The 12,291-nt window shown below is 37.6% G+C and carries 9 protein-coding genes; 4 read left to right on the forward strand and 5 right to left on the reverse strand.

What is annotated here, in order from left to right:
- Nucleotides 1-3 precede the first annotated feature (3 nt).
- The 4 genes from RMO03_RS11820 to RMO03_RS11835 all read left to right on the forward strand — a co-directional run bounded on the left by RMO03_RS11820 (nucleotide 4) and on the right by RMO03_RS11835 (nucleotide 3,435).
- A complete protein-coding gene (locus RMO03_RS11820; RefSeq protein WP_309642310.1) occupies nucleotides 4-657 on the forward strand; it encodes a flavin reductase in 654 nt (217 codons plus the stop codon).
- Nucleotides 654-821, forward strand: coding sequence for a DUF2256 domain-containing protein (locus RMO03_RS11825; protein WP_309642311.1), 168 nt, complete (start codon nucleotides 654-656; stop codon nucleotides 819-821). The genes RMO03_RS11820 and RMO03_RS11825 overlap by 4 nt, the downstream gene beginning before the upstream one ends.
- Nucleotides 821-2,113, forward strand: a complete 1,293-nt coding sequence (locus tag RMO03_RS11830) for a DASH family cryptochrome (protein ID WP_309642312.1) — start codon at nucleotides 821-823, stop codon at nucleotides 2,111-2,113. The genes RMO03_RS11825 and RMO03_RS11830 overlap by 1 nt, the downstream gene beginning before the upstream one ends.
- Before the next feature lie 152 nt (nucleotides 2,114-2,265).
- On the forward strand, nucleotides 2,266-3,435 hold the full coding sequence (locus RMO03_RS11835) for a proline dehydrogenase family protein (protein WP_309642313.1): 1,170 nt from the start codon (nucleotides 2,266-2,268) through the stop codon (nucleotides 3,433-3,435).
- Between the two features lie 90 nt (nucleotides 3,436-3,525).
- Here RMO03_RS11835 and RMO03_RS11840 read toward each other — a convergent pair whose 3' ends face one another.
- The 5 genes from RMO03_RS11840 to RMO03_RS11860 form a co-directional block, all read right to left on the reverse strand.
- The gene (locus RMO03_RS11840; RefSeq protein WP_309642314.1) at nucleotides 3,526-4,389 is read right to left on the reverse strand and encodes an alpha/beta hydrolase-fold protein; all 864 of its coding nucleotides are present in this window, start codon (nucleotides 4,387-4,389) and stop codon (nucleotides 3,526-3,528) included.
- 11 nt (nucleotides 4,390-4,400) lie between these two features.
- Nucleotides 4,401-6,185, reverse strand: coding sequence for an ABC transporter transmembrane domain-containing protein (locus RMO03_RS11845; RefSeq protein ID WP_309642315.1), 1,785 nt, complete (start codon nucleotides 6,183-6,185; stop codon nucleotides 4,401-4,403).
- Between the two features lie 129 nt (nucleotides 6,186-6,314).
- Nucleotides 6,315-10,097: a reprolysin-like metallopeptidase gene (locus tag RMO03_RS11850; RefSeq protein WP_309642316.1), complete on the reverse strand. Its 3,783-nt coding sequence runs from the start codon at nucleotides 10,095-10,097 to the stop codon at nucleotides 6,315-6,317.
- A 97-nt stretch (nucleotides 10,098-10,194) separates the two neighbouring features.
- Nucleotides 10,195-12,060 carry an OmpA family protein gene (locus RMO03_RS11855; protein WP_309642317.1) on the reverse strand — a complete coding sequence of 622 codons (1,866 nt, stop codon included), beginning with the start codon at nucleotides 12,058-12,060 and terminating at the stop codon, nucleotides 10,195-10,197.
- A 20-nt stretch (nucleotides 12,061-12,080) separates the two neighbouring features.
- On the reverse strand, nucleotides 12,081-12,291 hold a 211-nt coding region (locus RMO03_RS11860), incomplete at its 5' end, for a type IX secretion system membrane protein PorP/SprF (RefSeq protein ID WP_309642273.1).

Consider the following 12,291-nt stretch of genomic DNA (forward strand, 5'->3'; position numbering starts at 1 on the left):
TAGATGCAAAAACATATTTCTTTAGACGTTATTGTTGCCATGGAAAAACAAGAGCGTGTTCATTTGGTGAATAGTCTTGGCGGTTTTAAAAGTGTTTCATTAATCGGAACAGTTGATCATTTAGGAAACGAAAACCTTGGTATTTTCAGTTCTATTCTTCACATTGGAGCCAATCCTCCTTTAATTGCCGTGGTGTTTCGACCAAGTCCACCCGAGCGCGATACTTTAAAAAATATTTTAGAGACGGGTTTTTACACCATCAATCACATCAACGAAAACATATACAAACAAGCGCATCAAACCGCTGCGAGATATGATTCCTCTATTTCAGAATTCGATGTAACGGGTTTGAAAAGTGAGTATAAAAATGATTTTTTCGCGCCATTTGTACAAGAAAGCAGCATTCAAATCGGAGTTCAATTTAAAGAAAAAATCAACATTACCATCAATGATACAGTCATGGTGATCGGCGAAATCAACCATATTTATTATCCTGAAAATTGCCTTGCTAAAGATGGTTTTTTAGATATCGAAAAAGCCAATACGATTACATGTTCAGGTTTGGATAGTTACCATAAAACACTCCAATTGAATCGGTTGAGTTATGCCAAACCGAATCGTGAAATTGTTGCCATTGCATCAGATTATAAAGTATGAAAGGTGTTAGAAAGCAAAACTTACCCACAAAACTATGCATCGTTTGCCATCGACCATTTTCGTGGCGTAAAAAGTGGGAACACGTTTGGCAAGAAGTTAAGTATTGCAGCGATGCTTGTCGAAATCACAAAAGTAAAATAGGAAATAAAATAAATACTTTCTAATGAAAAGAGCCGTCGTTTGGTTTAAAACTGATTTGCGATTGCATGACAACGAAACGCTCGTGAAGGCCATTGCGAATTCCGATGTCATTATTCCGGTGTATTGTTTTGAAGAAACGCAATTTGAAACAACGGCTTATGGTTTTCAAAAAACAGGTGCATTCAGAGCACAATTTCTGTTAGAATCCGTAGCTGATTTAGACAAACAATTGAGAGTATTAAGCTCCGGATTGATTGTGTTGATTGGAAAGCCTGAAGTCGAAATTCCAAAAATCGTACAACAATATAAAGCCTATAAAGTATTTGCCAAAAGAGAAGTGACGCAGGAAGAAAAACAAACCGAAACATTGGTGCAATCAGAACTTTTCAAATTGCGCTGCGAATTCGAAACGGTTAGCACGAGTACCTTATACCATGCTGAAGATTTGCCTTTTTCGATTAAAGACATTCCGGATGTTTTTACCAATTTTAGAAAAAAGGTTGAAAAGGAAAGCGTGATCAGAACCGTTTTTGAAAAGCCTTTATCGATAGCTTCGCCGGAAATACCAACAATTGATTTGCCTACTATAGAAACTCTTGGATTGGTTGCAATGCCTATAGATCAAAGAGCGGCAATACATTTTAAAGGTGGAGAAACAGAAGCTTTACGACGATTGCAGCATTATTTTTTTGAAAGTCAATCCATTTCCAATTATAAAGAAACCCGAAACGGAATGGTTGGCGCGGATTATTCTTCAAAATTTTCTGCTTGGTTGGCTTTGGGTTGTTTGTCGCCTAGAGAAATTTATTTTGAACTTAAAAAATACGAGACGCAATACGAAGCAAATGAATCAACTTATTGGTTGGTTTTTGAGTTGTTGTGGCGCGATTATTTTAGATTTATGATGAAGAAATACCATACAAAATTTTTTCAAAAAGCAGGCATTCAAAATAAAGGCATTGCCGTCAATAAGCACAATATTGAAGTGCTCAAAAATTGGATCGATGGCGCGACAGGTGTCGATTTTATTGATGCCAATATGATCGAATTAAAACTAACCGGTTTTATGAGCAATCGCGGCAGGCAAAATGTAGCAAGTTACTTATGCAACGATTTAAAACTGGATTGGCGTTATGGAGCAGCCTATTTTGAGCAGCAATTGATCGATTATGATGTATGCAGCAATTGGGGAAATTGGGCTTATTTGGCTGGCGTTGGCAATGATCCGCGAGGCAATCGCTATTTCAATATCGAAAAACAGGCACAGGATTATGATAAGAACAAAGCCTATAGAAAATTGTGGTTGAAACCGTAAACGAATTTAGGTTAGCTTTCTCCTCATTTCTAAATGTTTATGAATAAAAACCTCATTTGACACTTAAAAAATAATAATATCGCAAAAAAAGTATTTTTTTTTTGAATATTGATTTTTTAAAACTCTTTATATTTGTTATCAAATACTACCTCATGGAAAAAATCTTCAACGATACTAAAGTTGCCTTTTCTTTAAAAAAAGATACCGAATTAGACCGTGCTTATTTCTTATTCAAATTAATCGATAGCCAACCGTTAGTTCGCATCGGAACTGCGGTTACCAACTTTGCCATTAAAGCCCATTTACCGGTAGAAGGTTTGATTCGCGCCACAGTTTTTGACCATTTTTGCGGCGGTGTTAGTGAAGATGATTGCTTGTCAGTCGTTGATAAAATGTATACTAAAGGTGTATCGTCGGTTTTAGATTATTCGGTCGAAGGCAAAGAAGAAGAATCGCAATTTGATGCTGCGTTGGAGATGACTTTGAAAACTATTGAATTCGCCAAAGAACGCCAAGCGATTCCGTTTGCAGTTTTTAAACCTACGGGTTTTGGTCGATTGGATTTGTATGAAAAAATCGGTGCCAAAGAAACATTAACAGCAAGTGAAAAACAAGAATGGGATAGGATTGTAGAACGATTTGATAAAGTTTGTAAAATTGCTCACGAAAAGAATGTTGCTTTATTGATTGATGCCGAAGAAAGCTGGATGCAAGATGCCGCCGATGATTTGGTGACGGAAATGATGCGCCGATACAACAAAGAAAAAGCGATTGTGTTTAATACGTTGCAAATGTACCGTTGGGATCGATTGGATTATCTCCAAAAATTGCACGATCAAGCGAAAGCTGAAGGTTTTTATATCGGAATGAAACTCGTTCGCGGTGCTTATATGGAAAAAGAAAACGTGCGTGCTGAAGAAAAAGGATATCCATCGCCGATTTGTGTTTCTAAAGAAGCGACCGATATCAACTACAATGCATCAGTGCATTATATGATTGAGCATTTAGATTCGATGGCGATTTTTGCCGGAACACACAATGAAGAAAGTTCCTATCGCTTGATGGAACTTATGCAAGAAAAAAGCATTAAGAAAAACGACCCACGAATTTGGTTCGGACAATTGTATGGGATGAGCGACAACATCAGTTATAACTTGGCTTCGAATGGTTATAACGTGGCAAAATATTTACCGTTTGGACCGGTTCGTGATGTGATGCCTTACCTTATCAGACGAGCGGAAGAAAACACATCGGTTGCAGGACAAACCAGCCGTGAATTGACACTGATTAAAACTGAACGTGATAGAAGGAAAGGGAAATAATAGAACACAGATTTAGCTCAGAGGTTCTATTCAATTCAAGGATTGTCACAGATTTTATCCGTGCTAATCTGTGAAATCCGTGTTGACTTTTTAATTCTTTTTTACCGGATATAAAAGCCTAAACGCATTGAATAACGCTGGATGCGACGACGTGGCATGATCTTCTTCAGGCATATAATCGAAATAAGTTTTTACGTTTTTGCTTTTGGTTTGTTTGAGTTTATCGGACAATAGATTGGCTTCAACTTCCATGACGTGAGGATTTTTTGTTGGTGCTAATCCTTCTTTTCCAACACCAATGTAAACTGCTGTTTTTTGTGTGAAATTCTCATGAAGTATTTCCGGATTTTGTTTTAATAAGGAACCGTCATTCCACCACAAACTCGGGCTGATGATAATGTATTTATCAAACAATGTAGGTTTGGTGAATAAAATTTCGGCTACTAATAATCCGCCTAATGATTGACCAATGATGGTTTTGGAATGGTTGGTTTTGTATTTTCCTTGGATGAAAGGTTGCAATTCTTTCTCGATAAAATCAATAAATTTTGAGGAACCACCGGTGGTTGGAAATCGTTTTTTGTCTTCTTCAATCGATGTTGGAAAAGTGAAATCCCGACGACGATCGGTATTGGCAATACCAACCACAATCGATTTTGGAATTCTGTTGATCCATGAAAAAGTATTGTATTGTACCAATCCGACCGTATGAATGAAATCTTCATCTGCGCCGCCGTCCAATAAATAAATCACAGCATATTGTATGGTGTCGTTTTGTTGGTAACCTTCGGGCAGATAAATATTCAAGATTCTTTTTTCTGAAAGTATGGTCGATTGTATTGCTTCAATCACGCCCAATTCGAAAGGTTTTGTTGTCGATTTTTCGAGTGCTTTTTTATTTTGTGAAGTGACTACAGTTGTAAAAATTAGAAAGAAAAGTAGCGTTGATTTCATATTTGTTTTTATTATGAATTACTAAACTGCAAGTTGCTCAGGTTTTTATACAAGCCGTTTTCTAACGCAAGCAATTCTTGATGTGTGCCTTGCTCAGTAATTTTTCCATCGTCGAGTACCAAAATCTGATCGGCCGTTCTGATGGTTGATAAACGGTGTGCGATAATGATACTGGTTCTGCCTTCCATTAGGATTTCTAAAGCTTCTTGTACGAGTTTTTCGCTTTCACTGTCGAGTGAAGAAGTGGCTTCATCGAGAATCAATATACTTGGATTTTTCAATAAAGCACGCGCAATAGCAATTCGCTGGCGTTGTCCACCAGATAATTTGATGCCGCGTTCACCAACAACTGTTTCCATTTTTTCTGGAAATCCTTCAATAAAATGGAAAGCGTTGGCTTGCTTGGCTGCGATAAAAATTTCAGCATCGGTAGCATCAGGTTTTCCATACGCGATATTTTCTTTAATCGTGCCACCGAAAAGAATGACATCTTGCGGAACGATACTCATGTTGCCACGTAAAGTTTCTAGATTGTAGTCGTAGATATTTTTTCCATCAATTTCAATGCTGCCGCCTTCGATATCATAAAACCGCAATAGGAGTGAAGCTATAGTCGATTTGCCTACGCCACTTGGTCCGACAATCGCTATTTTTTGCCCAAAGTTGGCTGTAAAGTTTACGTCTTTTAATACCTTAATTTCTTTTCTCGTCGGATAACTGAAAGCCACATTTTTGAAAGTTACGTTGCCTTTGATCTTTACTTGATTAGCCGCCGCTTCACTATTGATTTTTTCGGGCGTTTCTTCAAGCAATTCAAAAACACGTTCTGTGGCGCCAATGGCTTTTTGAATTTGAGCATACAATTCGGCTATGCCACCAAATGATGCGCCTACAAAAGTCGAATACAATACAAAAGAAATCAATTGGCCGACGCTCATTTCACCACTAATACTCAATTGAACGCCATACCAAACCACGGCTACGATTGATCCGAACAAACAAAAAATGATGAACGAAGCGAAGTAACCACGATATTTCCCGCCTTTGATGGCTAGTGTTACGACGTCTTTAATCTTGCCGTCGTAGCGTGCAATTTCGTACCATTCATTAGCAAAAGCCTTGACGATACTGATGCCTTGCATGGTTTCTTCGACGATGACTTGACTTTCGGCCACTTGATCTTGTACTTTTTTTGAATAACGACGAATGAATCTTCCGAAAATCACAGCAGCAACAGCCACTAAAGGCACAACGGAAAGCATAAGTAATGTCAATTTGAAACTTTCACTCGCCAATAAAATAACGCCACCAATGATTAAGATAAACTGACGTAAAAATTCTGCGATTGTGGACGTTAGCGTATCTTGAATTTGAGTAATATCGGAACTGATGCGGCTGTTTAATTCGCCCACTCTTTTCTGAGAAAAAAACGACATGGGTAGTTTAACCAAATTGCTATACAACGCCAAACGCAAATTGGCTAAAGTATTTTCAGTGAAATTGACGAATAATGATAACCTAAAAAACGAGAAAAAAGATTGTAAAAATAAAATGACAACCAATCCGAGTGCGATGTTGTTGGCCAAAACCGTGTCTTTGTTTTTGACACAATCGATGAGCATCCCCATGAGTTTTGGGAATGCTAAAGCTGTCGCGCCGGTCATTAAAAGAAAAACCAAACCTACATAAAACTTCCATCGATGCTTTCCTGCGAATTGAAAAATCAGGGTTGCTTTTTGTAAAGATGTAGCCGTAATTTTCGATTTTGGCAAATCGTTTTCTTTGAATCGCGCCATAGTTTTTTATTTGAGCTCAAATTTAGCATTATCTATTATTCGAGAACAAATTGTGGGTTACAATTCAGTAAGAATTAACATAACATTATCAACTTGGGAATGATTTATCTTTTGTGAATATCAATAAAATTATGGGTGATTAGAATAAATGGAGTTTTCAATATTGATATAGAAATTGTCAAGATCTGAATTATCAACCGCGCCATCTCCGTTTAAATCAGTTGTTAAATATCCAAATGCTGAAGATTCAATATCAATAAATAAGCTGTCTGCATCAGAGTTGTCAATGACTTCATCTTGATTAATATCACCGCTGTAAAATGCCCAAATATTAGGTTCTACTTGTTTCATATTGGATGACCCAAAAGCTTTGGAGATTAAATCGGAAAAATCATAGTTTACCGATGCGGTACTAAAAGTTACCGGTTCGCTCCATGTTTGTATGGCACTTCGATGTTTAACAACAATATAAAGCGAACCCGAAGCAGCCATTGGAAAATTGCAAATGGCAACACCATCGGTTTGTAAAGCTGCCGTTGTACTTGTTACCAATGCAAGAGTTGCTGCATTTCTTAATTCAACCGTAATGTCATCAACGTAGGTGTTACTGCTTCCGATACCTTGATTGGCTTTTACCGGTCTCATGGCATGAATGGAGCTGTCGTAATAATCTTCAAGAAATAATTTAAGATTTAATGTCGTATTCGTTGACGGTGCATTCAAAATTACAGTATAATCTTCTACTTGTCCGTAAGAATAAGTTTCACAAGCAGTTGGAATACCATTGTATTTTAAGGATACACGCATTCTTGTTGTTCCAATGGTCGCCGTTAATGGAATTGTAAATGTGCCACTAATTGGTGTTGAAGTTGTTGCAGCTCTAGTGAAAACTGTTTCGCCACTATCAATAAAATCTCCATCTCGATTGTAGTCTATAAATACAGCATAACCTTCAGGATAAACTGTACCTGTCCACGTTGGTGTGATAGTAATAGTCTTTGTAGTTCCTACAACTAAACTTGTAGAGATGTTGGTAAAATCTGTATATCCTGAACCTCCAGTTGAAGTATTGTTGATTGTACCCAAGGTGACGTTTCCGATTAATTCATCGGCGACACTATTTCCTAGAGAAGTACAATAAGTAAATTCGCCTGTTGTAATTGAAACTACATTACTTGAAACGGAAATATTTCCAGATGCGTCTTTTGCTTTTACTGAAAATGAATACGGAGTTAGTGGTGTTAATCCCGTCACATTAAATGTTGTAGCTGCAGTTGTACCGATTAGTGTAGCACCGCGATACACATCGTAAGCAGAAACACCAATATTGTCTGTAGCACCAGACCACGAAAGCACGGTTGAAGTAGATGTGGTAGATGACGCACTTAATGTTGGTGGTGTCGGTGGCGTTACATCAGGTACTTGTGTTGTCACATTCACGACGTTGCTGTTCGCAGAGACATTTCCAGCGGCATCTTTTGCTCTTACATAAAAGGTGTAAAGTGTAGCGGCAGATAATCCATTAACCAAATAAGATGTTAGCGTCGTATTTGCTAAAAACACCCCATTTTTGTATACGTCATAACTCACAACTCCAACATTATCTGTAGCGGTTGGCCAAGAAAGAAAAGTAGAATTAATGCCTGTCAAACTATTGCTTAAGACCGGTGCTGAAGGCGGCGTTGTGTCGGCGGAAAGTGTGGTAACGCTAACGGAATTGCTATCAATAGAAAGATTTCCATCGGCATCTTTTGCTTTTACTGTAAAGGAATAAATTGTTGCTGCACTTAATCCAGACGCGGTGTATGTTGTTCCAGTTGATGTCCCGACAAGTGTACCATTTCTAAAAATAGAATAACTAGCGACTGCAATGTTGTCTGTCGCTCCAGACCAACTCAGCAAGGTTGAACTTGAAGTGGTGTTTGAAGCGACAAGGGTAGGAGGTGTCGGGGCGGTCGTATCTGCAGTTCCAGCGGTAATGGTAAAGTTAGTATTAGATACATCATAAAAAATATGATTACTACCCGCAATCATAATACGATTGGTAGTTCCAGCTACATTCGGAATAGTAACCGCTTGGCTACCGTCATTAGGAGTTCCTGCTAATAAAGTGATGGGAAAAGTCAGTCCGCCATTAGTCGATAAAAGTATATCAACATTGGCACAATTAATTCCGTTTGCAGTAGTTCCGGCTGCATCCCATGTTATCGTTTGCGACACATTTCCAACATAAGATACAGCAGTATTTGGACTAGTCACTAAAAAAGGTCCCACATTAGCAACGGTAAGCACCATATCGTCTCTATTGGTTTGACCACCATTTGGTGTTCTATTATCTCTCACTGTTAAGGCAAAATTCATAGTTCGAGCAACAGTTGGCACAACTTCCCAAGTTGGATTCAAAACATTTGCAACTACACTAGACAAGACTGGCATGTATCTGTTTGGTGAGGTTGATGGTGAAATAGATCTAAAATTCGGACCAGTTGTGGCCGTTTGAGTGGGTGGTTGCGTACTGGTTTGATTGTTTGTTTGCTCCCAACAATAAGTTAAAGAATCTCCATTGGAATCAGAACCAGTTCCCTTTAAAATAAAAGCGGTTCCTTTGGGTATCGTATAATCAATTCCTGCATCTGCAATTGGAGCAGCATTACCGTTAGCAGTGGCAACCGCACATGTTCCTCCTGTTCCGGCAATAAATGCAATCATTTCAGAAATACTTACGGTATGAAAATAAGCATCCGAATTGCTTTGAACATTTGGCGCGCAAATTCCTGCATAACCCATTATGGTTGAAGCACTTCCTGGTTCTATTGCAGTTGTCGAATTTCGGTTACACGCATTATTTTGCGTATGATTTCCGCCCCACTGGTGACCCATTTCGTGCGCTACATAATCAATATCAAAAGGATCTCCAACTGGCGAACCTTGACCTGTAATTCCTCTTGCTTTACCACTTCCGCAGGGAGAGTTCAACTGAGCAAGTCCGCCGCCTCCAGTACTCACGGTATGACCAACATCATAATTTGAAGAACCAATAGTCGCGTCAATTACAGTCTGACTTTGATTAATCAATGTGCTTGAATTCGAATTATCGAAACTATCAGCATCAACAAAAATGATCAAATCATTATTGGCTACTAATTTCATTCTTAAAGACATATCGTTTTCAAAAACACCATTAACACGTGCCATCGTAATAATCATAGCCGATAAAACTGCCGCTTTCTTTTGGGCTATGGTTCCGCCCCCTAATCCTGCTGCAGTGATATGAAAAGCTGCATATTCAACAGTACAAGCCATTGCTAAACGATAGGTTCTAAAAAAACTATCACTAGCTCTGTTTTGAATAGCACCTCTAATCGATTTAATATCTTCTGAAGACGAGTCGATTACATCACAATGAAAAGATTTGGTTGCAATAATATCTTGTCTTTTATAAACAATGTAATTGCTCAAATTTTTGGTATAGGTATCAATATAAAAAGTTCCGTTTTCACCCGATAATGACATGACATGTAAACCAAAAACAGTAATACTAAATCGTATAGTTTCTGCAGGATTTTTAATGTTTTTTCCTATGTATGTTTTTAAATTTGGAAATTTATCTGCTAAACCTTTCTCCATAATAGGAGCTTCATAAATTTTATAATCTTCCAATTCTCCTTTCGGATTTGGAAAAGCAATTATAACATTAGAAGATGTAGCCCTCGAATCTAAAGGTGCTTGCAACAAACGCGATTTAAGTAAATCTAAATTTAAAGAATACAATTCATACTTAGATGGCATCGAAGCACGATCCATTTTAATTGATGATTTTGTTGCTTCTTCAGAAACCTTATTCCATAAAGCATTTTGTCCAAAACTGTTAAAAAAAATAAAAACAGAAAATAGTAGTAATGTATTTCTCATAATGTTAGTTCATTTTATTGGAAGTAAAATTATATCAATTAACTCAATATCAAAATTTTGGAAAGATAATATTTTTAGTTCTTCTATAAATATTATTCTACTTCACAATCAAAAATTCCGATCGTCTGTTGGCCGCATGTTCCTCTTCAGTGCAGTTTTCTTTACAATCGATTTTCGGTTCGGTTTCTCCCATACCTTTGCCTGAAATTCTATATTCGGCAATACCTTTAGAAATAACGTACTGCGCAGTAGCTTTGGCTCTTCGGTCGGATAAACTCAGATTGTAGGCATCGCTTCCACGGTTATCGGTATGCGATTTGGCTAAGATAATCAGCTTCTGATTGCTCTTTAAAACTTGTACCAATTTATCCAATTCATTAGCGCCTTCTTGCGTGATGTTGCTTTTGTTGTATTCGAAGTAAATTGGTTTCAATACGATTTCTGTTTCGGTAACAATCACGTCAATAGGTTGTAATGCTGCAGCAATTGTAGTTGTACCGCCTTTGCTTTTGGCGACTTCGAACGAGTTGCTTTCAAAACCATCTTTAGAAGCCAATATCGAATAAGATTTATTACAATCTACTTTGTAACTCACTTCGCCTTTGTCATTGGCAATTTCTGTAGCAATCACATTTTTCTTATCGTCGAGAATCGATACGCTGGCTTTGGCCAATATTGCTCCGGTTTTGGCATTGGTTACAGCGGTTAATACATCGACATTGCAAATCGCATGCACTTCAAAAATATCATCATTGCCGTTGCGATTGCTCGATAAGAATCCGATGTTTTGCGCTTTATTGAAAGTAAATGCAAAATCATCTTTTTCCGTATTGATTGGTTTTCCTAGATTGCTAGCTTCGGTTCCCTTATTCAAATCAGCTTGAAAAATATCCATGCCGCCCAAACCCGGTTTCCCGCTTGATGCAAAGTATAAAGTAGTGTTGTCATCAGCTATGAATGGAAAACTTTCGTTGCCTTCCGTATTCACTTTAGCACCTAAATTTTCCGGCTTTCCATAACTGCCGTCAGCATTCACAGAAACTTTCCAAATATCTACGCCACCAAGACTTCCGGGCATGTTCGATGAAAAATACAAGGTTTTTCCATCGTTGCTCAAACTCGGATTACTCGTAGAAAAATCGTTGCTGTTGAATGGTAAAGAAGTCGCTTTTCCCCAATTGCCTTGCGATTTTGTAGCGATAAATAAATTGTTTTTCCCTAATTTTAAGTTGTTCTTTTTGTCTTTTTCAAAAGAAGATTCTCTAAAACTGTCGCTAGCAAAATAAATCGTATTCCCGTCAGCACTAAGCGAAGCAGGACCGTCGTGGTATTTTGAATTTAATTCGCTAATGTTTCTAACATTGACAACGGTTCCATCAGTATTGTAATCCGCTTGATATAAATCTAAATATGGTTCTTTGTTCCAACCATAATCTTTTCTAGAGTTGTTTCGAGTGCTTGTAAAATAGATTTGATTGTTGTTTAAAACTGCTCCGAAATCAGATTTGTCCGTGTTGAATGTGCCTGCTTTTACTTCATACAATTTCGATACATCAAAAAGTTTTGGAATATAATTCGGATTTTCTTTGAATGTTTTGGCTCTTTGATCATTCGGCGCTAAGTTTGCGAATTGCTGCATTTGCTTGTTTGCTTCTTCGTATTTTCCGTTGGCTTTAAGCATTTGTGCATAACGATAATACGTTTCGGCATCTTGTTTTGTCATCGTCGCTTTGGCATACCATTTAGCAGCTTCGGTGGTGTTGAACATATTGAAATAAGTGTCCGCCAATTGTTTGTAAACATAACCATCCGCTTTACCGTTTTCGACAAGTTTGAGGTAAGCATTGGCGGCATTCACATATTCATATTGATTGAAATATTGATCTGCTTTTTGAGTGTTTGCATTCTGAGCTAAAAGACTTGTACTTGCGATTAAAATAAATGCTATATATAAATGTTTCATGTTTGATTTGCTTTTTGATTTTAGAAATATCTAGGTGATTGTGATACTTTTTTCGGGAAGTTTAAGTCGAATAACAATATGATTTCATGTGATGATGTTGTAGCGACTTTCAAATCCGAAATGACATGGTCGTAAGCATATCCAATTCTTAAGTTGGGATTGATAGCATAATTGACCATCGCGCCAAAACTGTCTTCCTTACGATACGTTGCACCAATTTCAAACTTCTCA

It is taken from the genome of Flavobacterium sp. (assembly GCF_031411595.1).
GTDB lineage: Bacteria > Bacteroidota > Bacteroidia > Flavobacteriales > Flavobacteriaceae > Flavobacterium.

Bases quoted from the DNA above. Each gene is read 5' to 3' on its own strand.
- RMO03_RS11820 (WP_309642310.1), top strand. From the start codon at position 4: ATGCAAAAACATATTTCTTTAGACGTTATTGTTGCCATGGAAAAACAA.
- RMO03_RS11825 (WP_309642311.1), top strand. From the start codon at position 654: ATGAAAGGTGTTAGAAAGCAAAACTTACCCACAAAACTATGCATCGTT.
- RMO03_RS11830 (WP_309642312.1), top strand. From the start codon at position 821: ATGAAAAGAGCCGTCGTTTGGTTTAAAACTGATTTGCGATTGCATGAC.
- RMO03_RS11835 (WP_309642313.1), top strand. From the start codon at position 2,266: ATGGAAAAAATCTTCAACGATACTAAAGTTGCCTTTTCTTTAAAAAAA.
- RMO03_RS11840 (WP_309642314.1), bottom strand. From the start codon at position 4,389: ATGAAATCAACGCTACTTTTCTTTCTAATTTTTACAACTGTAGTCACT.
- RMO03_RS11845 (WP_309642315.1), bottom strand. From the start codon at position 6,185: ATGGCGCGATTCAAAGAAAACGATTTGCCAAAATCGAAAATTACGGCT.
- RMO03_RS11850 (WP_309642316.1), bottom strand. From the start codon at position 10,097: ATGAGAAATACATTACTACTATTTTCTGTTTTTATTTTTTTTAACAGT.
- RMO03_RS11855 (WP_309642317.1), bottom strand. From the start codon at position 12,060: ATGAAACATTTATATATAGCATTTATTTTAATCGCAAGTACAAGTCTT.